This is a genomic window from Methanolobus sp. ZRKC4, from assembly GCF_045291305.1.
Classification (GTDB): domain Archaea; phylum Halobacteriota; class Methanosarcinia; order Methanosarcinales; family Methanosarcinaceae; genus Methanolobus.
On sequence record NZ_CP146983.1, the window covers coordinates 588381 to 612953 of the forward strand.

The 24573-nt window shown below is 42.0% G+C and carries 22 protein-coding genes and 1 pseudogene; 16 read left to right on the top strand and 7 right to left on the bottom strand.

Features of this window, described 5'->3' with window-relative positions; genetic code table 11:
• Window positions 1-54 precede the first annotated feature (54 nt).
• The 10 genes from V7O67_RS03030 (at window position 55) to V7O67_RS03075 (ending at window position 8832) form a co-directional block, all read left to right on the top strand.
• Window positions 55-1380 (top strand): hypothetical protein, encoded by a 1326-nt coding sequence (locus tag V7O67_RS03030; RefSeq protein WP_342306286.1) that lies wholly within the window; start codon window positions 55-57, stop codon window positions 1378-1380.
• A gap of 191 nt (window positions 1381-1571) precedes the next feature.
• Window positions 1572-1727: a hypothetical protein gene (locus V7O67_RS03035; protein ID WP_342306285.1), complete on the top strand. Its 156-nt coding sequence runs from the start codon at window positions 1572-1574 to the stop codon at window positions 1725-1727.
• A gap of 164 nt (window positions 1728-1891) precedes the next feature.
• Window positions 1892-2302 carry a hypothetical protein gene (locus V7O67_RS03040; protein ID WP_342306284.1) on the top strand — a complete coding sequence of 137 codons (411 nt, stop codon included), beginning with the start codon at window positions 1892-1894 and terminating at the stop codon, window positions 2300-2302.
• Between the two features lie 248 nt (window positions 2303-2550).
• Window positions 2551-4149 (top strand): thermosome subunit alpha, encoded by a 1599-nt coding sequence (gene thsA, locus V7O67_RS03045; protein ID WP_406658285.1) that lies wholly within the window; start codon window positions 2551-2553, stop codon window positions 4147-4149.
• 204 nt (window positions 4150-4353) lie between these two features.
• Window positions 4354-4896, top strand: a complete 543-nt coding sequence (locus tag V7O67_RS03050; protein ID WP_342306282.1) for a biotin transporter BioY — start codon at window positions 4354-4356, stop codon at window positions 4894-4896.
• An 8-nt stretch (window positions 4897-4904) separates the two neighbouring features.
• Window positions 4905-5720, top strand: a complete 816-nt coding sequence (locus tag V7O67_RS03055) for an energy-coupling factor transporter ATPase (RefSeq protein WP_342306281.1) — start codon at window positions 4905-4907, stop codon at window positions 5718-5720.
• Window positions 5705-6538, top strand: coding sequence for an ATP-binding cassette domain-containing protein (locus V7O67_RS03060; protein ID WP_342306279.1), 834 nt, complete (start codon window positions 5705-5707; stop codon window positions 6536-6538). The genes V7O67_RS03055 and V7O67_RS03060 overlap by 16 nt, the downstream gene beginning before the upstream one ends.
• A complete protein-coding gene (locus V7O67_RS03065) occupies window positions 6531-7304 on the top strand; it encodes an energy-coupling factor transporter transmembrane protein EcfT (protein ID WP_342306278.1) in 774 nt (257 codons plus the stop codon). The genes V7O67_RS03060 and V7O67_RS03065 overlap by 8 nt, the downstream gene beginning before the upstream one ends.
• 44 nt (window positions 7305-7348) lie before the next feature.
• On the top strand, window positions 7349-7705 hold the full coding sequence (locus V7O67_RS03070; protein WP_342306277.1) for a metalloregulator ArsR/SmtB family transcription factor: 357 nt from the start codon (window positions 7349-7351) through the stop codon (window positions 7703-7705).
• A complete protein-coding gene (locus tag V7O67_RS03075) occupies window positions 7705-8832 on the top strand; it encodes an SO_0444 family Cu/Zn efflux transporter (RefSeq protein ID WP_342306276.1) in 1128 nt (375 codons plus the stop codon). The genes V7O67_RS03070 and V7O67_RS03075 overlap by 1 nt, the downstream gene beginning before the upstream one ends.
• Here the strand turns inward: V7O67_RS03075 and V7O67_RS03080 are convergent.
• The 5 genes and pseudogenes from V7O67_RS03080 to V7O67_RS03100 all read right to left on the bottom strand — a co-directional run bounded on the left by V7O67_RS03080 (window position 8818) and on the right by V7O67_RS03100 (window position 11607).
• Window positions 8818-9030 (bottom strand): hypothetical protein, encoded by a 213-nt coding sequence (locus tag V7O67_RS03080; RefSeq protein ID WP_342306275.1) that lies wholly within the window; start codon window positions 9028-9030, stop codon window positions 8818-8820. The two genes, V7O67_RS03075 and V7O67_RS03080, sit on opposite strands and share 15 nt — an antisense overlap.
• A gap of 46 nt (window positions 9031-9076) precedes the next feature.
• Window positions 9077-10110: pseudogene (locus tag V7O67_RS03085) on the bottom strand (IS630 family transposase).
• A gap of 311 nt (window positions 10111-10421) precedes the next feature.
• A complete protein-coding gene (locus tag V7O67_RS03090; RefSeq protein WP_342306274.1) occupies window positions 10422-10967 on the bottom strand; it encodes a molybdenum-dependent transcriptional regulator in 546 nt (181 codons plus the stop codon).
• A 13-nt stretch (window positions 10968-10980) separates the two neighbouring features.
• Window positions 10981-11187 (bottom strand): helix-turn-helix transcriptional regulator, encoded by a 207-nt coding sequence (locus V7O67_RS03095; RefSeq protein ID WP_342306272.1) that lies wholly within the window; start codon window positions 11185-11187, stop codon window positions 10981-10983.
• A 24-nt stretch (window positions 11188-11211) separates the two neighbouring features.
• Window positions 11212-11607, bottom strand: coding sequence for a hypothetical protein (locus V7O67_RS03100; protein WP_342306271.1), 396 nt, complete (start codon window positions 11605-11607; stop codon window positions 11212-11214).
• A gap of 184 nt (window positions 11608-11791) precedes the next feature.
• Here V7O67_RS03100 and wrbA point away from each other — a divergent pair, with 184 nt between their 5' ends.
• The 5 genes from wrbA to V7O67_RS03125 all read left to right on the top strand — a co-directional run bounded on the left by wrbA (window position 11792) and on the right by V7O67_RS03125 (window position 19919).
• Window positions 11792-12409 carry an NAD(P)H:quinone oxidoreductase gene (wrbA, locus tag V7O67_RS03105; protein WP_342306269.1) on the top strand — a complete coding sequence of 206 codons (618 nt, stop codon included), beginning with the start codon at window positions 11792-11794 and terminating at the stop codon, window positions 12407-12409.
• Window positions 12410-12784: 375 nt separating this feature from the next.
• Window positions 12785-17020 carry an alpha-2-macroglobulin family protein gene (locus V7O67_RS03110; RefSeq protein ID WP_406670813.1) on the top strand — a complete coding sequence of 1412 codons (4236 nt, stop codon included), beginning with the start codon at window positions 12785-12787 and terminating at the stop codon, window positions 17018-17020.
• A 111-nt stretch (window positions 17021-17131) separates the two neighbouring features.
• Window positions 17132-18424: an AAA family ATPase gene (locus V7O67_RS03115; RefSeq protein ID WP_342306267.1), complete on the top strand. Its 1293-nt coding sequence runs from the start codon at window positions 17132-17134 to the stop codon at window positions 18422-18424.
• 8 nt (window positions 18425-18432) lie between these two features.
• Window positions 18433-19290 (top strand): DUF4435 domain-containing protein, encoded by an 858-nt coding sequence (locus V7O67_RS03120; RefSeq protein WP_342306266.1) that lies wholly within the window; start codon window positions 18433-18435, stop codon window positions 19288-19290.
• 32 nt (window positions 19291-19322) lie between these two features.
• Window positions 19323-19919: a hypothetical protein gene (locus V7O67_RS03125; RefSeq protein WP_342306265.1), complete on the top strand. Its 597-nt coding sequence runs from the start codon at window positions 19323-19325 to the stop codon at window positions 19917-19919.
• Between the two features lie 260 nt (window positions 19920-20179).
• Here the strand turns inward: V7O67_RS03125 and V7O67_RS03130 are convergent, their stop codons facing one another.
• Window positions 20180-20389: a hypothetical protein gene (locus V7O67_RS03130; RefSeq protein ID WP_342306264.1), complete on the bottom strand. Its 210-nt coding sequence runs from the start codon at window positions 20387-20389 to the stop codon at window positions 20180-20182.
• A gap of 196 nt (window positions 20390-20585) precedes the next feature.
• Here V7O67_RS03130 and mutS point away from each other — a divergent pair, with 196 nt between their 5' ends.
• Window positions 20586-23246 carry a DNA mismatch repair protein MutS gene (gene mutS, locus V7O67_RS03135; protein WP_406670816.1) on the top strand — a complete coding sequence of 887 codons (2661 nt, stop codon included), beginning with the start codon at window positions 20586-20588 and terminating at the stop codon, window positions 23244-23246.
• A gap of 43 nt (window positions 23247-23289) precedes the next feature.
• Here mutS and V7O67_RS03140 read toward each other — a convergent pair whose 3' ends face one another.
• Window positions 23290-24471, bottom strand: coding sequence for a multidrug effflux MFS transporter (locus tag V7O67_RS03140; protein WP_406670818.1), 1182 nt, complete (start codon window positions 24469-24471; stop codon window positions 23290-23292).
• Window positions 24472-24573: the final 102 nt, after the last annotated feature.

The following is a 24573-nucleotide window of genomic DNA, read 5'->3' on the forward strand; positions in this document are numbered from 1 at the left end:
TTAATATGTGCGGGTACTTCTATGATCTGAGAACTAAAGAGGAAGTATGCTATAATGAATAAAACTCCGCTATATATTGCAATGGGGCTGTTGTTTGTCAGTGCCATCTTTGCCACAGGGGCAATAGCAGATGATGTTGCTCCTATGATGGAACCACTTGTTTCGGAGAGGTCCTTTGTAGGTGTATCGTATGCAGAAGATGTGGAAACCATAAATATTCCTGACATGGGATATGGTAAGCTTCAGGTGAAACCATCATATTCGCATCTGCAATTGCAGCCCGGTGAAACGAGCTCAGTTTCTATAACTGTCATCAACAGGAATGATGAAACCGTAACCATTGATCCGATAATGGTGTTACAACCATACACAGAGAACTATCTTGAAGAAGAATGGGTCACCGTAACACCTTCAAATGTAATGATGAAGTCTGATGAGAAAAGGAAATTCATAGTAGAGGTAACAGTACCCGATGATGCAGACCTGGGCTACTACAACGCAAATATAGTCTTTGACAGATCATCTATCAGTGCGGATACTGTTGACATCGAAGAAGATTACAAAATATCCTCTGTCTACTACGGTAATTCTCTTGACCTTTCTGTTGAGGTCTGGATACCACCAAGCATTGAGATTTCAAGTAACTATATTAATGACAGGGTTGAGGCAGGTAAAGAATACGATTATGAGGTAAAACTTGTAAACATAGGAGATAAGGATATTTCCATAAGTCCGGAAATTATCACAAACAAGATATATCCTGAGAGATCCTACTACGACCCGGAGCAACCATCATTTGATGAGACATTCGGCGAAGATTCGATTACCATAGATGCACCTTCAAAGGTCAAAGCCGGTGAAACAGTAATTGTAAAGATACATCTGAAAGTTCCTCAGGGCATACAGGGTAGTTACAGCACTTCAATTGATCTCGGGGTAGGGGATCCTGCATTGAATGAATGGGAGAGCCAGGTCCAGTTATATCTCAATATATGGGAACAACCATCAGAACCTTTCGTAACAGAATTTGCCACCTTTTCTGATGCACCTATCAGAATTGAAGTGTCAACAAACCAGTACGAATATTCAAGTTATTCAGGTGGGTCTGCAGCACAAAATCCTTCCTTTGATCTTGTGCTCAAAAATGGCAATGAAGAAGCTGAACTCGAGCTTGTAAGGGTCGTGAACAAAGGCTCTGTGAACTTTGGAAGTGCTGATGTTATGACGTATTCATCTGAATCATCCGCATACCAGCAATATTCGACAACTTACACTGAGGTCTATGAGGCAACCGGGGCCATCGGAGATTGGGAACTAAGTATTCTATCCGGGAACACTGATAATTTCGAGTACAGTATTACGGTAGGTGATACTGAGTAAGGAACTCCTATCTCCTTTTTTATTTGACATTATACACAATGGACATTTTTCACATAATTTCCTTTTTTGATTTAAGCCTATCTTTTACTCTATAGTTCATGTTTTGACATGTAAACCCTGAACAGAACATTTTTATATAACAAAACATATATATGTTGATTACATAATCGTTTGTAACTCCGAGGGGAATTATGAAGGAACAAGACGAGCAAAAATTTGATGAGTTCAGGGAAATGTTCTGCCGATATCTTGACACAGATGATCTTTCCGAACAGGAATTTGAACTCAGGTGCAATATGATCAATTTCGTTAAAAGTGCCTGTATCCAGACACTTGTCTCATACTAAGCTGTAAACAGGGACCTGCTGTATATTTCAAGTTCCTGATTGCACTTGAAGCGTTGGCTATCTTATTTTTTTTATTTTCTTTAGTTTTTATCCGATCTTTCAGCAATATTTATTTGCATAAACGAGCATCTTAAATTAGAGGTTAATGTCCCGGGTGTGAAAATATGCAGGAAATCAATATATATACTGAAAAGATGGATAAGGGTGCGTTTCGGTCACCTGACGTTCCACTCGTCCTGAAAGTATTGCGCCAGGATTCAAAAAGTGGATTGATCAAGTTAACAACGGATGACATTCACTTGTTCCAGGTGTACACATTTACCTTGCAGCAATTTGAACTTGCCGAAGGGGTAGCTTCCTCAGAAACACATGCTGGTGACTGGAGACAAATAGTCGATGATCTTTTAACACTCAAGCAGGTGATCGATGAAATGGGACGGAAAAACATTATTTCAAATGTTTTCTGGAATGCCGGGGGAATGGCGATATTTGATATACCTGATGTAGGGTGTTACAGGGATTATATCTATTTTATGATACGTGCGCATCTGAATAAATTATATGGCAGGCAATAGGCCTGCTTTTTTAATTATTTCCTTTGTTTTATCTGTTACTTTTCCTTACTGGGGTTTTACTATGCTCTGTTTTTCCTCTCCATATCCATTCAAATCTCAGCAGTTATCTTTATATAGAACTGCTTGCATCTAGATTGTTCAGCATGAGTATCTCTGATACTCTATCAAAATTAACACTAACTTCTATATCGATACGCAATGGTTTGTTATTATAAGGAGGTTATAATTTGTCAGGACAGCCCACGTACATGTTAGGAAACAGAAACAAGAGCTCTCGTGCAAGAGATGCCCAGAGCATTAATATCCTTGCCGGAAAAGCAGTGGCAAAGGCAGTAAGAACCACCCTTGGACCCAAGGGTATGGACAAGATGCTCGTAGACTCACTTGGTGACATTGTCATTACTAATGATGGTGCAACCATCCTCAGGGAAATGGATATTGAACACCCGGCTGCAAAAATGGTAGTTGAGGTCTCAAAGACCCAGGATGATGAAGTTGGCGATGGTACAACAACTGCAGCCGTTATCACAGGAGAACTCCTTACTAAAGCCGAGGAACTTTCGGAAAAAGGTGTTCACTCAACAATTGTCGCATCAGGATACAGGCATGCTGCACAGAAAGCCGCTGAGATTCTCAAGACAATCACAATTGATGTTTCCAGGGACGACAGGGAAACATTGAAAAAACTTGTCAATACATCCATCACCGGAAAGGGTGCTGGCGAGTATAAAGATTTCCTTGCAGACCTGGTTATTGATGCTGTGCTTTCAGTTGCCGAAGAGACAGAGGATGGCATTCAGGTTGATGTGGACGATATTACCATCGAAAAGAGAGAAGGTGGTAGTATTCAGGAAACGGAGCTTGTTCCGGGACTTATCATTGACAAAGAGCGCGTAAGGCCAAACATGCCAAAGAAAGTCGAAAACGCAAAGATCATGCTGGCAAGTTTCGGTATCGAATTCCACAAGATAGAAAAGGATGCTGAAATCAAGATCACCTCTCCGGACCAGATGCAGATGTTCGTTGACCAAGAAGAAAGAATGGTCAAGGAAATGGTAGATAAGATCATTGCAAGCGGTGCCAATGTCGTATTCTGCCAGAAAGCAATCGATGACCTTGCCCAGTATTATCTTGAAAAGGCCGGTATCTATGCCTGCAGAAGGATAAAGAAGAGTGATCTCCAGAAACTTGCAAAGGCTACCGGAGCAACTCTCTTCCAGGACGTTACGGACATAAGACCGGAAGACCTCGGGCAGGCAGATGCTGTCGAGGAAAGAGACATCGGTGGTTCAAAGATGACTTTCCTTACAGGATGCAAGGAAGAAAAGACTGCTTCACTTATCCTTCACGGTGGTACCGCACATATTGTCGACAGCCTTAAAAGCGCACTTACCGATGCACTCTGCGTCACAGCTGTAGCACTTGAAGACCAGACTGTAGTAGCAGGTGGCGGATCCCCCGAAATAGAGCTTGCACTCAGGCTCAATGAGTATGCAGCAACACTCAAGGGTAGAGAGCAACTTGCAGTCAGCAAATTTGCAGAAGCACTTGAAATTATACCTCAGACACTTGCTGAGAACGCAGGTCTTGACCCCATAGACAAGATAATAGAGCTGCGTGCACAGCATGAGCAGGGTAACAAGAATGCAGGTCTTGATGTTTACACTGGCAAGATCGTTGATATGTACGAGAACGACGTTCTCGAGCCACTCAGAATCAAGACTCAGGCAATCAATGCAGCAACTGAAGCAACAGTTATGATCCTCAGGATCGACGACGTTGTTGCTGCAAGTTCCAAAAATGGTCCAATGCCACCTGGAATGCCACAGCCTGATATGGATATGTAAATTTTCTTTTCAGTGCAGGTTCTTCCTGCACACTATTATCTTTTTTATTTGTATTTCTTACTTTGCTTACCTCAATGGATAAGGATTATATAATTTGTAAACCGCACGTATGTTAAATGGTTGACAATGTTACTTATGCATGGATATCTATTAAAATTAGATTTTCATATATGTAGCATTCTTAAAAATGGCTGGTGACTTTTTGTGGTAGACAAAGTATATTCTCATAATGACAACATTAGAAAAATGGTCTTTGCATCTCTATTTGCTGCTATGATGGCAGTTGGTGCCTACATTAAGATCCCTATCCCTGTTAGTCCTGTTCCAATAACTCTGCAGACTCTTTTTATACTGCTTGCAGGAGCAATTCTGGGAGCCAGGTGGGGAACAATAAGTGTAGTAGTCTACCTGCTTTTGGGAATTGCAGGTCTTCCTGTATTTTCAGGTGGTAGTTCCGGACTGGGCATGTTTTTCGGACCAACAGGTGGCTATCTCATAGGCTTTATATTTGGTGCTTTTGTAATCGGATTTCTTTGTGACCGATATGGTCGGGATAAAGTGTATCTAAATATGTTGTTCATGCTGGCAGGATTGTTTGCTATATACCTGTTCGGTGTTTTGCAGCTCATGAACGTTGCAAGTCTCTCTTTTCCAGAGGCAATAGCACTTGGTCTCATTCCCTACATCCCCGGAGCCATTCTTAAAATAATTGCATCATCGGTCATAGCGTCCAGATACTCTATCTAAAGGTTTGCATGATTCACATAAACAATCTGAGTTATCGTTATCCTGACGGCACACAGGTACTTGATTCAGTTTCTCTGGATATCCACAAAGAAGAGTTCGTAGCCATAGCAGGTAAGAACGGCTCTGGTAAATCAACACTCTTACGCCACATGAATGGTCTTCTTCTTCCCACCGAAGGCTCTGTTATCGTGAAAGAAATGGACACCACTGATCCTTCATCCATCCTGAATATACGTCAGATAGCGGGTATGGTTTTTCAGGATCCTCAGTCCCAGTTCATAGGAATGACTGTGGAAGAGGATGTTGCATTTGGCCCTGAGAATCTTGGTCTTCCGCAGGAAGATATACGCAATCGTGTAGATAGAGCACTTCAGAATGTTGACATGCAGGAGTACAAAAATCATACTTCGAGATCATTAAGTGGTGGTGAGAAACAGAAAGTTGCATTGGCTTCTGTTCTAGCCATGGAACCTGAAATTATATTATTTGATGAGGTGACTTCCATGCTGGACCCTAGGTCCCGAAAGGACATTCTGGACCTGATTACACAATTGAATGAAAACGGAACTACTGTTGTATATATAACACATCGCCTGGAAGAGCTTGTCCATGCAGACCGTTTATTAGTAATGGAAAATGGCAACATCACGCATAATGGGAATCCACGTATTATTTTGAGTCAGGGAGATGCCATGAATTTCGGTTTCGAGCTCCCACCTATAATTGAGCTGGCAAAAAGGCTTTGTGATTCCGGTTTTATAGAGCCGGCCTGTTTTCCCCTTTCCCGTGAAGAACTCAGGGAGGCTTTATGTCAATTGATGTAAGGGATGTGAGTTTCTGGTATAACAGCGGGACATCACTTGAAAAACAGGCATTGGACAACGTAAGTTTATCTATCGAAAAAGGTGAGTTCGTTCTTATAGCGGGTGAAGTAGGGTCTGGCAAATCCACTCTTATCAGGCACTTTAACGGTCTTCTCAAACCCCAGTCCGGCTCGGTAACAGTGAGTGGAATAGAATCCACAAGTAAGGATGTGCGTTCAATAGCAGGTCTGTTGATGCAATATCCTCAAAAGCAACTCTTTGGAAAGACTGTTTTTGAAGATGTTTCTTTTGGACCTTCTAATTTCGGATTAAAAGGTTCGGCTCTGGATAAACGGGTAAGTGATGCCCTGGATCTGGTTGGTCTGGATATGGATATTTCCGGTCTTTCGCCTTTTGCTCTAAGCGGTGGTCAGATGCGTCTGGTAGCACTGGCCGGAGTAATGGCCATGAAACCAGAATACCTGGTTCTGGATGAGCCCACTTCAGGCCTTGATCCGGAGAACCGTTCATCATTACTTTTAACACTGAAAAAACTTCATAGTTCAGGTATTTCCATAATTGTCGTTTCACATCAGATGTGTGAAGTTCTTCCGTTTGCTGAGAAGGTGATTCTTCTTAAAAATGGAAAAATAGCTTTCGCTGGTACTCCGGAAGAGTACTTGAACTCAGTTTCATCCCCTTTGCCTGAGATAACTCTCCTTATGAAAGAGCTTAATCTGATGGGTTTCAATGTCCGTGAAAGTATTTTCTCAGTGGATGATGCTTTTAGGGAGATAAGAAATGAACTGGAGAAAAAGGGAGTAAATCAGGATGAATAATCTGTTTTTGTCATTCGTTCCCGGTAGTTCCCTGCTTCACAGGCTCGATCCGAGGACAAAGATAATTGGTCTTATGCTTGCAAGTATCTGTATTCTTGAAGCTTCATCGTTTGTAGAAATAGTGTTAATAGCTTTTGTTTTTTTAAGTCTGGTTATTGCCTGCAAGCTGCCATCAATACACTTTGTGCGCTCAGTACGTCCTATGCTATTCTTTTTTGCAATTCTTTTCATCACCCAACTGCTTTTTACGGAAGGAACCATAATTTATCGATTCAAATGGATATCGGTAAGTTATGAGGGTCTGGTGCTGGGTAGTATCATTACACTGCGGTTTATTTTCTTGCTGCTTTTTGCGGCCTTACTCACAGCGACCACATCACCATCAAGAATTACAACAGGTATTGAAAGACTTCTTCGTCCGCTACCACTGAAGTACATCGGTATTTCTTCCCATGACCTTGCCATGATGATGTCCCTGTCTATCTATTTTGTACCGTTGCTGTATGACAACTTTAGAAGCCTGAAGGAAGCACAGTTTTCTCGTGGATTGAATATCAAAAAAGCGCCTGTAAAAGCTATATTTTCTCTTTCTGTTCCACTTGTAAGTTCTTCTGTACGCAGAGTTGAAGAGGTGGCACTGGCAATGGAGAGCCGTTGCTACAGCAGTTTAGGACGTACGTCTATCCATGTGATGATGATTAAAAAAGTTGATTATCTTTTCTTTTTTCTGTATTCAATCATTTTCATTTTTTGTATTGTACTCTGATCACAGGAATAAATTAATATATGAATATATGAATATATGCTCATATGTTCATGGGACGTGTGGGTCATATCTGTGCAGACGGTCAATCTATCAACAAAAAAGTCAAAAAATTGCCCTCTGAAGAGTCGATATCTTCCATGTGCCAGATATTCAATGCCCTTCAATGTAGCACCCGCCTGAAGATACTATTCCTTCTGTTACAGGGGGATCTGTGCGTTAAAGGTATAGAGGAAGCACTTGGAATTTCGCAGTCGGCAATTTCTCATAGCCTGAGAACTCTCCGGCAGCTTGACCTTGTAAGAGTAAAAAAAGAAGGCAGGTTCAAAGTTTATTATCTGGCAGACGAGCATGTTGAACTATTCATGTCTATGTGCAGAGAACACGTGGAGGAACCAAAATAATGACGATGTTTGAATCTCTTCTAACGATCATCACTGGAGTGGCAATAGAGTCATGGGGTCTGTTTGAGGAAGCGGCACCATATCTTTTTCTGGGATTTGCAGTTGCAGGTCTTTTGCACGCACTCGTTCCGGATGAAAAAATACTGAAGTATCTTGGTAAGTCGGCAGGAAAATTCAGGTCTGCTCTAAATGCCTCACTGCTTGGTATTCCACTACCACTATGTTCATGTGGCGTGGTTCCGACTGCACTATCATTGAAGAACAGAGGTGCTACCAAAGGTGCAACTCTTTCTTTTTTAATATCCACCCCTGAAACCGGAGTGGATTCCATAGCTATCACATATGCATTGCTTGATCCCATAATGACGGTTTTCCGTCCAATTGCCAGTATGACCACTGCGTTACTTACTGGAATTGCAGAAAATATAATGGGTGAAACAAAGGAAGAATCCGCTCATAAGAAAAATATTCTGATGATGCAGCCAATGGCAGCCTGCAGTGATTCATCGTGTTCATGTGGCACAGACGTAGTCCTGGATGAAGATGCTTCAACTTTTCGCAAGTTGCAGGAAGCTTTCAGATACTCTTTCGTTGAACTTCTTGGGGATATTTCCGGATGGTTAATGGTAGGTATCCTGTTTGCAGGGATCATATCCTATGTGATTCCTGAGGAACTGGTGGGTGGTTATCTGGGAGGGGGTATTTTCTCCATGCTCATCGTCTTGGTTGTAGGCATTCCACTCTACATCTGTGCAACGGCTTCAACACCACTTGCTGCTGCTCTGGTTTCAAAAGGCATGAGCCCGGGGACTGCTTTTGTGTTCCTGCTTGCCGGACCTGCTACAAATGCAGCAACTATCACAATGGTGGCAAAATTCCTCGGTAAAAGAAGTGCAACTATTTATCTTGGAATGATAGCATTGTGCTCACTGGCATTTGGGCTTCTCCTTGATGTCATTTATTTAAAAATGGGTATTGAGCTAAGTTCAATTGTTGGCAGCGCAAGCGATGTACTGGCTCCCGGGATTAAAACAATGTTTGCACTATTGTTGATACCTTTCATACTTCATGGTGTATACAAACAAAGGAAGTCAAACAAAGGATATATCATATTATTTCTTATGTAGTTCTCTTGAGAGAATTTCTGCCATTTTCTCTTTGAACTCATCGATAACTATTTCCTTCTTATCTTCAAAAGTTGACTGTACTTTTTCAGGCATTCCAATGTTAGTATTTTCCTGAGCAGGTATACTGATTATTTTTCCAAGAGTGTTGCCGTTTTTAATTTTACTGTTATCCCATGAGAAATCTTCTTTTTCCGGCATAATAATTCCATCTTGAAATTATGTATATTGGATTTAATTATAGTTACTAACTTAACATTTTTAACTTATCATCCAGAAATGTCTCAATCCATTTTCTTGCGAAGCTAATCTTTGATGAACAATCAATAAACGCCTCAGCAATCAGATTTTTCATATGATCAAGATCTTTCACAAAATTGCGAGAAATAATTCTTTTGACACTTTTCCAGATGAATTCGATTGGATTCAAGTCGGGTGAATATGGAGGTAAATAGACCAATTCAATATCATTTGCCTGTGCAAATTCCACTGTATATTTTGCTCGATGTGATCTAAAATTGTCGAGAATAATTACGATTCTCTCTCCCATGTTATTGTTTTTAACAGCTGATAAAAACGAACATACATCCTCCTTGGTTGAATGTTCTTTGAAATCAATAACAGAATTACCATTCAATGCATAAAAACCGAAGGAGTTTGCTTTTATCCTGGTTGTGTTTTTGAAGATGGCAGGTTTATTGAAAGACCATAAACGAACCGTATTTGATGTTGTTTGGGGAGATGATTCATCAAGAAATCCGATAACGCAATCATCATCGATTAACGGTAAGTTTTTTTTAAACAATCTTCTGCATTTTGTGGTCTTCGATAATCATGCGCATATGGTTTGGCATGATGCATGCCAAACTTCTTCAAGATCACTAGTATTTGCTTAATGGTGTATTGAACCTTAAATTCATTATAAATGAGTTCCTGAACTTCTTTTGTAGACCAATCATCTCTTTCATGTAACATGTCCCTTAGTTTTTCTTTTTGATCATCAGTGAGTTTGGAAGGACATCCTCCTGAAAACCTAGGCTTTAATCCTTCATATCCGTCTTGATTCCACCGCTCTTGCCATTGATATGCAACGGGTTTTGATATCCCTACAAGTTTAGCTGCTTCATTAACAGAAGCTCCTTCATAACGATGTTTAACAAAATATAAACGTTGTAGAACTCGTGTGTCTTTCTCTAATGACTTAATATGTTTGTAACTATTCAGCCTGATAAAAACGCTATCAATAACAATCTTGACAAAAAGTTGAAACGTAAATTTCATTAGGATCATTTATTTTGATTGTTGCTATTGATTGCTTTTTTGATTGTTAGATTGTTAGTGAGCAGACATCTCTATTTCGATGAAATCAGTACCAATAGGCAAATCGTGCCAGGCTGAATAGTTACATATGTTTAAGCAATTCTTCTGATGAAAGATGATGCTTTATCGGAATTTGTTCGGGTTTAGCCATACAGTATTGTTATACTCAATTAGTATTAATAGTTTGGTTAATAACTATAATTTACTACTCTTATCTGAACCGCAAAAGTATATACGGGTTTTGAGTGGCATATTCGTAAAATAAACTATTTTTAGTCCTTCTTTATCTCTTTACCTATAAGGACTTCAGTTGACTTGATTATTGCAAATACCCTGTCTCCTTCTTTGATGGCAAGTCTCTCCACTGCTTCGGAAGTGATGATGGATGTAAGTGCTGATGGATCGATCTCGATCTTAACCTTTGAGACAAGCCCTTCTTTCTCTATGCCTGTTACCTTTCCAGGAATTTTGTTGCGTGCAGATATGGTGAATCCTATGTTCTCCCAGGAGCCTTCATCTTCCATTGTGTTGTTAATGAACTTCCTGTTCATTTCATATTCACTGATGAGCCTGCGGCCTTCATCTGTGAGAAAGGTCCCCTGATCCTTTCCTCCTCTTACGGTGGTAACCACATCTTTTCCAAGCCTTTCATTGATCTTATTCAACACATTCCAGGCGTGTTTGTAGGATATTTCCATCTTCGCACAGGCTTTTCGAAGTGACTTTTCTTCATCTATGGCTTTGAGAAGTGCAACCTTGCCTGCACCAATGATAGGTTTCCCATCTTCTGCAAGCCACACTTTTGTTTTTGTTTCCATAATTGTCTCCCGCTCACTCAAGATCCGATTCATCAAAGATGAATAGTTCATCAATTGTTGTTTCAAGGGCGTTTGAAACTTTATATGCAAGTTTTAGTGAGGGATTATATTTCCCCTTTTCCAGAAAACCAATGGTTTCGCGCCTGACACCAACTTTGTTAGCAAGGTCCTCCTGGGTCAGGTCATATCTGGCTCTGAGTTCCTTGATCCTTGTTTTCATAAAATCATCCCTGAATAATGTTATTTATTCAATATCCCCTTTCCTGAAAAGATACCATTGGATACCTTTTGCGGTGACGATCATTGTGAACATGAGGATTGCCAGTATTTGTTTGACCGTCATTTGGGCTATCCCAAATTCCTCAACCCAGAAAAGCAGAGCTATTAAAATGAATGTGATTAGCCAGGAGTACGATAGTCCATAAGCTCCTATCCTGATCGTTCTTTCATCTTTCACAGGTCCATTGCGATATCGTTTTGCTCTGATGAACGTGACAAAGAGGATGATAGCTCCGATATTTATCAGGCTGATACCGCTCTGCTGATAATCTGCAAACATTGCAACCAGTATGATTCCTGCCATGATGAGTACAAAGGCCAGTGTATAACTTATCTTGGTATACTTTTCCAGTTTTTCCATATAATCACTCCATATTTAATTCTAACATTATATTAGATGTTTATCTTATTATGTTAGTTATATCTAACACCACGTATTTAAAATCATGTTTCACCCGGACAACTGGCAAATTATTTATCCTGTAGTTTCCCCATATAACAGGGAGTTAGTTTTAGAATCATAGACATTCAAACAGGTGGGGATTATGAAAATAAATGTTATTTTTTACAGTTTGTACGGTCACAACTACAAGATGGCTGAAGCAGTGGTTGAAGGTGCGAGGGAAGTGGAAGGTACAGATGTAGGCTTATACCAGATCCAGGAAACTTTCACTCCTGAGATCCTTGAAAAAATGGGAGCAACAGAATCAAAAAAGAGGTTTGAGCACATTCCTGTTGCCAGCATCGAGAATCTCACCGAAGCAGATGCAATCATATTCGGCACACCCACAAGATTCGGAATGATGGCTGCACAGATGCGTGCTTTTCTTGACAGGACAGGAGGCATCTGGTCAAAGGGTGAACTCATCGGCAAAGTTGGTAGTGTTTTCACATCAAGCAGTACTCAGCATGGCGGGCAGGAATCGACCATACTGAGTTTCCACGCAACCCTGCTGCATCATGGTATGGTAATAGTAGGTGTTCCGTATTCAGAAACAAGACAGTCTACCCTTGAGGAGATTACAGGTGGCAGTCCATACGGTGCTTCAACAATAGCTGGTGGCGGTGCTAATACAAGGCAGCCTAGTGAGAATGAGCTTGGAATTGCAAGGTTTCAGGGCAGGCATGTAGCGGAGATTACGAAGAGGTTGGTTGGGGAGTGACATAATCTCAAAGCCCACAATATCTTTTTTCGTAACTATTCAGCCTGATAAAAACGCTATCAATAACAATCTTGACAAAAAGTTGAAACGTAAATTTCATTAGGATCATTTATTTTGATTGTTGCTATTGATTGCTTTTTTGATTGTTAGATTGTTAGTGAGCAGACATCTCTATTTCGATGAAATCAGTACCAATAGGCAAATCGTGCCAGGCTGAATAGTTACCTTTTTTCTTCATTAATCCTTGATTTCATAATCTAATTGCTTCGCCTCTCATAACTTCGAACATCTTTGAAGTTTAAGCAAAGTATATACAGTTCTATTCCCAAATCTGTTATAAGAACTAATTATTTCACAAATTGGGAGTGGTTAAAAGTGAACTTCACAGGAAAAAATACAGTTTCATTCATAGCTTTAGTATCGTTGTTTGCAGTTTTGATTTCAGGGTGTATTGGAAGTGATACGGGGGGTTCCGGTTTTTCTTCCAGCATAGCAGGTCCATGTAGTGACCAGTTAGCTTCATCAGGTGATGAGTTTTTGATACTTGCACCAAAAATGCTTTTCTCAGGCGGGGAGAGTTCGGTGACCATGGCGGCTTTCTCGGATAACCAACCGGTGACTCGCTGCGTGGAATATACTCTCACGGATGAGGATAACAATGAGATAACTCTTCTTGCAGCATCAACTTCTGATTCAGGAAATGTTGTGGCTTCCTTTGAAGTACCGGATGTTGAAGAAGGACGCTATGTACTCACTGCAAAACCTGCAGGATATGAACGTAATTTTACAGCCACGGTAGAAGTGGTAAAAAACAATCCACTTTTTATCGAGACTGACAAGCCCATATACAAACCGGGCCAGACAGTACATGGCAGAGTTCTTTCACTGAACAACAACCTTGTGCCGGTCGAGCAGGATATAACCCTTGAAATAACAGACGCTAAAGGAATCAAGGTATTCAAGGAAGAGCTAAGATCAAATGAATACGGTGTAGCTTCCTTCGACATGCCACTTGCCTCTGAACTTAATCTGGGCACATGGAAAATAATCGCAACAGCAGGAGAATCAATGTCCAATGTTGATATCCAGGTGGACAAATATGTGTTGCCAAAATTCGATGTATCCCTCAGCACACCACAGGAATGGTTCCTTGTATCTGACAAGATTACGGGTACTGTCTCTGCAAACTACTTCTTCGGTAAGGATGTGGAAGGAGAAGTACTTGTTGAAGCTTTACGCTATGTAGGGGAATGGGAGCAGTACGCGACATTTAACGGAAAACTTGAGGAAGGTTCAGTTGAATTCGAACTTCCAGCCGTGGAATACGCTGCAGGTACATACGGTGCCGGGGGTCAGGCAAGCCTGATGCTCAATGTTACTGTCACAGATACAGGCAACCACAGCGAGACTACCAACAAGTTGCTTACGATATCCGAGTCGCCACTTGTTATCCAGCTTATACCTGAATCAAGTTCCATAAAACCGGGAATGCCATTGCAAGTGCTTCTGGTCACAAAAGATCCGGGAGGCAATTCGGTAGATGCTGAGGTGACAGTGGAATCCCGTATCAGGGACGACTCATACGATATCACCAGGGACGAGGAAACAGTAGCTACAGAAGGTGGTGTTGCAATGCTGGAGTATGATATTCCAAATAATACTAATCACCTTTTCATCGATGCCTATGCTGATGATGCAGGTGCAAGTGAGTCTCTGAACGCTGCCTACTCACCAAGTGCAAGCTTTATTCACATAAGCCAGACCAGTGAAGGAGTTCCCGAGGTGGGGGATACGATTTCCTTCAGAGTCTACTCCACAAATGCCGGAACCGTGTTCTATGATGTATTTGCCAACGGCAGGACAGTCTATTCGGCAACGAGCAGCGAGCAAGACATCAGTATCCCTGTGACGCCACAGATGAGCCCTCAGGCCAAGATTGTGGCGTACACTATCAATCCCAATAGTGAGGTTTCCGTGGATGCGCTGCCCTTTGATGTGCAGTTCTCCACGCAGATAGACCTTTCCAGTTCCTTTGACAGCGAATCAGTGGAACCGGGAACTGATGTTACCGTTGACTTTGATGCAGGCAGTAAATCCATGATTGGCTTTTCCATCGTTGACGAGTCGGTATATGCACTAAGCGAGGGCAGGCTCAACCTCAAACAGGTGTTTGATGAACTTGAAAGACGCTTCATGGAACCGCAGGCAGAATCCCATCCCTCCTGGTACATGGAAGGTGCTTATGATACATTGGAAAATGCCGGCATGGTTGTAATGTCATCTCCGGGAATAGAGGTGCCACATTCTGAATTGGATGAAGTAAGGTTTGATAATGCCAAATTCGCAGGTTTTGGCATGGAAGTAGATGCAGCCATGGATGACATGGTAATGGAAGAAGAGGTTGTTGAGGCGCCTATGATGGAAGCTATCCCTACAGAGGAAGCTGCCGATGAGGACATGGCAGAAGGTGGAGAGCTTGCAGAAGTGGAAAGGGTACGCCAGTTATTCCCTGAAACATGGGTCTGGATGCCGGATTTACTTACAGATGACAGCGGGCTTGCCAGTCTTGACCTGACAGCACCCGACAGTATCACAACATGGAGACTACATGCAGTGTCATCTGGCCCGGAGGGCATCGGTATTTCCGAATCAAGCCTGACAGTGTTTCAGGACTTCTTTATAGACCCCGACCTGCCATATGCTGTAACCCGGGGGGAAGAATTCCCTGTACAGGTGCAGGTCTACAATTATCTTGACAGGGAACAGAAAGTAAGGATTACACTCTCAGGTGCAGACTGGTTTGAAATTGTTGGTGGCGATGTGCAGGAAGTACCTGTAGAAGCAAATAGTGTTGCCCATGCAAGCTTTACTATCCGCCCGACAGAAGTTGGAAAGCAGTTGATCGAGATCACCGGACAGACTACGGAAAAAGCTGATGCGGTCCGCAAAGATATCATCATCGAACCGGAAGGCGCAACCAGGGAGATTGTGGACAACGGAGTGCTGAAGAATAATTCTGTGGAACTTGATCCGACCCTTCCGGGAGATATTGTCCCGGATTCAGGCAAGGTACTTGTGAGCTTTACTCCGAGCATAGTAGCCCAGACCATAAACGGTGTGGATAACCTGCTTGGTATGCCATACGGGTGTGGAGAGCAAAACATGATGCTCTTCTCTACTGATGTTGAGGTGCTGCGCTACCTTGAAGCCACAGGACAGGATAACCCTGAACTGAAGGCAAAGGCTGAAATGTACATCGTCACAGGTTACCAGCGAGAGCTTACATACAGACACAGTGACGGATCATTTTCCGCATTCGGAGAGAGCGATCCTGAAGGCAGCCTCTGGCTGACAGCCTTCGTATTGTCACAGTTCAGTGGTGCAAGGGACCTGACAACAATTGATGAGAACATCCTTGCAGAATCCTCCGCTTGGATCGAATCACACCAACAACCTGACGGTTCCTGGGAGCCTGTGGGCTTTGTGATACATCAAGATATGATGGGAGGTGTCAGCGGCACCTACGCATTGACAGCGTATGTAACCCTGGCACTTGATGAATACGGCTCTGCCAGCCCCACAGTTATGGCTGATGCCAGAAAGTACCTTGAGGACAATCTTGCAGATCAGGACGATCCATATGCCCTTGCAATCGGTACCCTTGCTCTTCAGAAACTTAACAGCCCATTCGCTGATGAGGCCCTCAACGACCTGCTGGAAATTGCCAAACAGGACGATGACGGAACTTACTGGGGATACGGTGACGGTGCTGTGGAAAGGCCTTATGAGCACGAAGGCTACCACTTTATTGCGCCATCAAGCAAGAACGTGGAGACAACCGCTTATGCAACCCTTGTCTTAATAGAAGGCAAGCATTCCACAGCAAGCTCATCATTGAAGTGGATAGCTGCACAGCGTAACTCCAATGGAGGATTCTCCAGTACCCAGGATACTGTTATGGCATTCAGGGCACTGATGACCGCTGCGGCAAACGCGGGCAGAGATATCGATGCTACGGTGCATGTGATTGCTGATGGAACGGAGATCAAGTCTGTGGAAGTTAACCAGCAGAATTTCGATGTAGTTCAGATAATTGAGATTCCAGAGGGAACATCAGAACTCGAGCTTGATCTTGAAGGCACAGGAGAACTGAATTACCAACTTGTCAGGCGCTTCAATGTAATCTTACCTGAAGTCATCGAGCAGAAGGAGATAGAGCTTGACGTGGAGTATGATTCTACTGATGTTGCAGTGAACGATATAGTGACCGTAAACACCCGTCTGAAGTACAATGGAATCCAGGGAATCGATGGCTCAGTAAGTTCCAGCGGAATGATGATAGTGGATATCGCGGTTCCTACCGGATTCACACCCGTTTCATCAAGTCTTGAGTCCCTCAAGGAAGATGGCATGATTACCAGATACGAAATCGCAGGACGCAAAGTAATACTTTACATCGATGATATGCAGCCCGGCGAAGAGATCAGGTTCAACATGCAGGTTAAAGCATTGTTCCCTGTGAAGGCTATAGTATCTGAAAGCAGAGCTTACTCATACTACAACCCGGAGGTCGTTGCTGAAGCAAAAGGAATGGATGTGACTGTTGTTTGAATGAATAAATGAAGGGGTGATGACACCTCTTCAGCTTATTTTATTTGGAATTTGATATCTAAGTTAAAAAGTGATATATATTTTAGTTTTCAATTGATTTATGGTATACTGATGAATATTACACAAATTAAGATCAAGAAACTGTTTGATCTATATGACCATGAGATTAAACTGAATTCTAATGAAAGAATAACTATTATCTATGGACCCAATGGGGTCGGCAAGACTATCATATTGCAGATGTTAAAGTCTATTTTCAACACAGAATACGATATTTTCTATAAGGTTCCATTTGAAGAGTTTTTAATTGAGTTCGATGATGGTAACTTATTATTCCTGAAAAAAATCTATAATAAAGACAAAAATCAGGATGAGTTAATTCTTAATTTGAATGGTAATGAGGCAACTCAAATTCAGCTCGATTGTATGCCAGATGCAAAAGCATTTGATAAAATGATACATAATCATCCAAACCTGAAGAAGATCGAAGCAGACGAGTGGCTGGATTTTTCAGATGGAGAAATATTGAACTCCGGGGAAGTTTTGAATCGTTATGATATTCGTTCGCCTGCAAAAAAGAATGGTGTTGGTTGGTTTAATGATATCAAAGAGGAAATAAATGTTGATTTTATAGAGACTCAAAGGCTTATAATACTGGGTAACTCAAGGAAAAAATATCCAAGTCCAAAAACATCAATAAGAAAGACAGTTAGCAATTATTCTTCGGAATTGTCTGAAGAGGTCCAAAGACAGCTTGCCAAATATGCAACCCTTTCTCAATCGTTAGATCGGTCTTTTCCAATTCGTCTGGCAAAAAAGAAAACGGATGTGGATTACACTGATCTTGAGCAAAATCTGTCAAAATTAGAGGGAAGAAGAAAAAATCTGATTCAGATCGGTGTTTTGGATGCTGATTATGAATTCGATTATTTGACTGATGTCCCGGAAGTAAATCAGGAAAATGCCCACGTTCTTTCTGTATATACTGAGGACGTTGGGAAAAAACTGGATGTTTTTAATGACCTGACAATGAAATTAGATCTTTTTGTCAACATAATTAACAATAGATTCGTGAATAAGCGCCTGTCAGTTAGTAAGGACAAAGGGTTTGTAATTAAAACTTCAAATGAACGTGAGATCCAACCCAGGGATCTTTCTTCCGGTGAGCAACACGAATTAGTTCTCTATTACGAGCTTTTATTCAAGATCGAACCTGGTTCTCTGATTCTAATTGATGAACCTGAGATATCACTGCATATCGGATGGCAAAATGAATTTTTAAGTGACCTGATGAAAGTGATAGATCTTGCCGGATTCGATGTGCTGATAGCAACACATTCTCCTGACATCATCGGGGACCGGTGGGACTTGACTGTATCATTAGAGACAAAAGTTGAGAATTAGGTGTTTTTGTGAGAGAGCAAATTACATCACATCGCATTGCAAACCAGGTGAGGATGAGGCGTCAGGATCCTCTGAATTCTATTTTGCTTGTTGAGGGACGTACGGACAAAAGGGTATTTACAGATATCATTGACGGGGACTATTGCGATATTGTCTATGCTGTCTATAAGGATAAATTGTTATCTGCTCTATCAATACTGGAAAAGAGTGGGGAAAAAGGTGTTCTTGGAATCGTGGACGCAGATTACTGGCATGTGAACCAAATTAGTCCTAAAAGATACAGTACTAATTTACTTACCACCGATTCACATGATATAGACACAATGATACTGGCATCACAAGCCCTTGAAAAAATGCTAAATGAGTATGCAACGCAGTTCAAATTGCAATCGCTCGGAAGGCCTATCCGGGAAATATTGCTTGAAAGCGGCACTGCTATTGGATATATTAGATGGGCTTCCAGAAAATATAATCTAAGCATTGATTTTAAATTCCTGAATTTCTACAAATTCGTTGATACAAAAGATTTGAATGTCAATGCCAACAGGCTGTATAAAGAGTTGAAAACCAAGCCAAGTAACAGGAATATGAATGCTGCCATGGTAAAAAAACACATTAATGGCCTGGCAAAATTGAATGCAGATGTGTGGAATATCTGCCAGGGCCACGATCTGGTCGAGATATTGACTATTGGTCTTAAAGAGATATTTGGAAATCATGCCAAAGACAATCTGGACTCCGATATTGTTTCAAAGAATCTGAGACTGGCTTACAATTTATCGAATTTCATCGATACAAAGCTATATACAAGTATCAAAGAATGGGAAGAATCAAATTCAGAATTCAGGATTTTATTAAGATCATAGTTTTTTAATGGCAGTTTTAGGTACGTGGTGAAATGGATTTCAGATTGATATTTATAATCGCATTCTCAGGTTTTGTCGTTTCAGTTATCCTGCTGGCAATTATCTTTACTCTCCTCAATGAGAAGAAGCGAGCAACGAACCTGAATGAACAGGCCAGAGAACTTGGTTTCCAACAGGCTTCAAAGGATATTGTCGACAACTTTGGTTTTGAACAGACCCGACTTGGTAACAAGCAAAAGGTCTACAACGTGTTTACTGGCACTTTCAACGGACTGCCGGTAATTTCCTTCGATCTGAACATCACTATTGGCAACCGGGGTTATGGAACAGGAACATCCCATGGTAACACATTCAAGTCATCGGCTGTCATTTTTAAGAGAGATGCTCCTGTTTTTGAATTACAGTCACGCTCTCCTTTCTCCCGAAATACATATAGTGAACATTTTTCCCTTAAAGGGGATGACTCTTTTATGAACGATGCCCTTGCACAAAGCGTAGGGAAAAATTATGCTATTGAATCTACAGGAACACATGTACTTTTCGTTCCTTCGGGAAAACGTATCGTGAATATGAGTGAAGAACTGAAGGCAGCTTATGAAATATTGCAGGAAATTGCTTCAAAACAGTAGGTATATATTTTATTCAAAGCCAAATACTGCTAATTGATTTTTGGAAGGGTTCAAATGAACAAATCTCTGAAGATGGTCCTTTTTGGACGAATGGTTTGGTTGGTTACCGGTTGTTCGGGGGATTCACTTGCAATGAAGATAAAGTGAATTATGAGTTTCAGAAAGACGGGAATATGATGCTGGAGATAATCAGGTATTAGTTTCGCTCGTCATGTCTGCTTTTCCTTCTTAAGAATGAAAATGATTGAAAAATATTGCAGTTAACCGTTATTTGATTCCACTCTTGTTAGTACATTTAAGGTCACTGCGTTCTCTTCTGCAATTGCGCCTTCAATGCGGTCTACAAGCAGCCTGAATGCGTTGTCTTTATCCAGTTCAGAGTAATCTCCAATTCCATGGACAAAAAGTTGCTTTTTGGTTTCCAGGTATTGCTCGGCAGTGCTCTGAATCTCATCTGTGTCATCGACCATTAATAAAAATTGGAACTGGAAGTACTTAAAAAAATATGTTTCATTCAATAATTTCCTGTATTTGGTTCTGTGAACGTGATAAAAGTTGAATTTGAAAAACAGATAAGATTTTTAATCAATACAGATTTGTTTTCCAATGCAAACACAAAAATACTAACACCCAGATAATTTGGGAAAAACTATTCTATCGATTACTATGAAACAGATTACCCCTGCCATGCAGCAGTATTATGCTGCCAAGGAAGAGCATAAGGATGCCCTCATATTCTTCAGGATGGGGGATTTTTACGAATCCTTCGGAGAGGATGCAAAGACCATTGCCAGAGAGCTTGAAATAACCCTTACCACCCGCGGAAAAGGCAAAGAAGGAGAAAAGATGCCGCTGGCTGGAATTCCATACCATGCTATTGACAATTACCTGCCCCGGCTCATAAAAAAGGGATATAAAGTAGCCATATGCGAGCAACTTGAGGACCCAAAACAAGCCAAAGGAGTCGTGAAACGCGGTGTTGTGAGGGTTGTGACCCCAGGCACTGCAATGGATTCTTCCATGTTCCCGGATTCATCCAATAACTACCTCATGGCTCTTCACGGAGAGGAAAAGGACTTTGGAATTGCTTTTCTGGATATCTCCACAGGAGAATTCCTGACAACACAACTGACAGACAGCGCACCCTATGACAGGATAGCCAGCGAGGCTGCACGCATGGGTCCTTCTGAATGTATCATACCACGGTCCTTGCTTGAGGATTCACATCTCACCGATCGAATGAAGGAACTGAGGATAATCGTTCATGATTTTGATGAGGATGCTTTTGACTTCGACAGGGCTGAAAAAGTGCTCAGGGAACACTTCAAAGTAACAACTCTGGAAGGCATGGGTTGCAGCGAGTTACCCTTTGCGATATCATCTGCAGGAGCTGCACTCAGGTATGCAGTTGATACACAGATGCGGGAGCTTTCTCATGTACAGCACCTCAAGACCTATTTTGATTCCGAGTTCATGGTGCTAGATGCCATTACTTTGAGGAACCTTGAAATTGTCAGGAATGTGCGGGGCGAGGGCAATGACTCTTCGCTTATCGGGGTTCTTGATGATACAAAAACACCTATGGGAAGAAGGCAGCTCCAGAAATGGCTTCTTAAGCCGCTTATTTCAGTTGATGCTATAAATGATCGTCTGGATTCGGTTGCATGGCTTCAGGAAAATACTCTCGTTCGTTTTGATATCCGTTCCCACCTTTCCCAGGTACGGGATATGGAAAGACTGGTAGGAAGGGTAATGTATGGCAATTCCAATGCAAGGGATCTTGTAGCTTTGAAAAAGTCACTTGAATCAGTTCCTCTTTTACTTGAATCCCTTCGTGAATGTGAAGGTGTGGACCTGTTGGTGAACCTTGTATCTCAGCTGTCTTCTTTTGGGGAGCTGGACGACCTTGCTAAACTGATCGACAGAGCTATTGTTGAAGAGCCACCCGTGAGCGTCCGGGATGGCGGAATGATCAAATCCGGCTACAACGGGAAATTGGACGAACTTCTAAGTATGTCAAAGGATGGGAAACACTGGATTGCGCAGTTCCAGCAGAAAGAACGTGAAAGAACCGGAATAAAGTCACTGAAAGTCGGATACAACAAAGTATTCGGCTATTATCTTGAGGTCACCAAGGCCAATATTTCCCAGGTTCCGGACGACTACATCCGCAAGCAGACCATGACAAATGCTGAAAGGTTCTATACTCCCCAGCTCAAAGAGCGTGAGAGTGAGATACTCTCCGCAGACGACAAGGCAAAAGCTCTTGAGTATGAACTTCTCTGCGAGATAAACTCCAGGGTGGCATCGCATGCACAGGAACTGCAGAATACTGCATCAATGATAGGCATGATGGATGTCCTTGCCAACCTTGCAGAAGTAGCTGCAAATAACAATTACGTACGTCCGGCCATAACCAATGACTGCAGACTGCTCATCAGAGACGGAAGACATCCGGTTGTGGAGAACTCCACTCCCGGTGGGTTCGTTCCCAACGATACTGAAATGGACTGCCAGACTAATCAGTTCATGCTTATCACCGGGCCGAATATGGCAGGAAAGTCTACGTACATGCGTCAGATAGCTATGATAGTCATAATGGCACAGGCAGGCTCTTTCGTTCCCGCATCCCATGCATCTATCGGCATCGTAGACCGTGTGTTTACAAGGGTCGGGGCTTTTGATGATCTTGCAAGCGGGCAGAGTACCTTCATGGTGGAGATGGTCGAGCTTGCCAACATTCTGAATAATGCAACACCTAAAAGCCTGGTGTTGCTGGACGAAGTTGGTAGAGGTACCAGCACTTATGATGGTTATAGCATCGCAAAAGCGGTTGTTGAGTATATCCATAGCAAGGGACGAGTAGGTGTAAGATCTCTCTTTGCCACACACTATCACCAGTTAACAGATCTTGCAGGCACATTGAAGAGAGTGAAAAACTTCCACATTGCAGTAAAGGAAGATGGTGACGAACTGGTGTTCCTGAGGAAGATAGTGCCCGGTGCAACTGACAAGAGCTATGGTATCCATGTGGCAAGAATCGCTGGCGTTCCTCATAATGTTACCAGCAGGGCAAGGGAGATACTGGAAGACATAGAGAATGAATGTGTTATTACTGAGGATGACTGCAAGAGCAGGAAGAAGCCACGCAGTAGTGCCAAATATACACAGGTGATACTGTTCGATCAGGAATCCTCATCTGGTGAAACTGCTTCTCATCCTGTAATTGGAGAATTAAAGGATATGGATCTGAATTCAATAACACCACTTGAGGCACTCAACAGGCTCAGTCAACTAAAGAGCAAACTTCTTGAAGAGGATAAATAAGCGAAAGAGTGCATTTGCGCTCATTCGCTATTTTATTTATATTCTATTGCTCTGCACCAATACCTTTCTTTTGTAATATCATCCAGGCAATCAGCACAAGAACACCACAGACCAAAGTGATGCTTCCCAATATCTGCATGCGTTCCATCCAATCCAGTGAGACCAGCCACATGCCTACAGCTCCAAGTGTGAAATAGGTGAATATCAGTAAAGATGATGCAGAACCTGCATCTTTGTGTACCTGTTCAAGTACGAGGTGGTTGCTCGGAGGTCTGCTGATACCTATGGAATATGTTACCAGTGCCATAGGAATTGCAAAGCTCCATGGTCCGCGCTGACCAATTATAAGAATAAGTGCAGCTCCTAATGTTATTCCTGCAAAACCAGTGGTTATCAGGTGTCTGGGGTTTATTCTGTCTGTCAGTTTCAGGCATGACATTGATCCTGCCATCAGTGCCAGGGCGTTAAAGGCAAAGAAGTAGCTGAAATTTTGTTCACTCAGGCCAAATCCGTTGATATAAAGGGCTGAAGAGCCAGCAATGAAACTGTATAATGGTAAAAGGCTCACAGACATCACCAGAACCAGGATGACATAATTTTTGTTCAGTAACAGATTGCCATAAGAAGACATGATCTTTGACAGAGGGGTTTCTGACACTTCTTTTAAAGTTTCCGGTGTTCTGAGGACACCCAAAAGGCCTATGGCTCCCATTAATCCCTGGGCAATGAATATCCAGTTCCATGTAAGGTATGTTAGTATCCATCCTCCCACAATGGGGGCAAACATAGGAGCCAGCGCCATGATTATGGCTATATATGCAAGTATCCTTTGCCTTTGAGTCCCTGAAAAGAGATCTTTGGTCATGGCCATGGATAATGATGAACTGGCCGCAGCTCCTGCAGCTTGTAGTATACGAAATGCTATCAATGAGGTTGCACTGGTCGCCATGGCGCAGAGCACGCTGGCCAATATGTACAATGAAATACCGATTATCAATGGTTTTCGGCGGCCGTACCTGTCTGAGATCGGGCCGTAGAAAAGCAGGAAGAATCCGTAAGTGACGAAAAAACAAATGAGGATTAAATTGACAACTGCCAGTGGCTCGTTCCACATCAGGGCAAGAGATGGAATAGCAGGCAGTATCATGTCTGTGGAAAATGCCGGAAAAGCTGTCAAAAGAGCTAGTAAGGGTACAATATTTTTTAGTTTTTCAGGATTATTCATCATGAACCTTCTAATTTAATGTTGCCTCTAAAAGCATGAATCGATATAAGTGTATTGTCACTCAATTTTACTTATTTTCAATTACTCGTGTGCATATGGGCC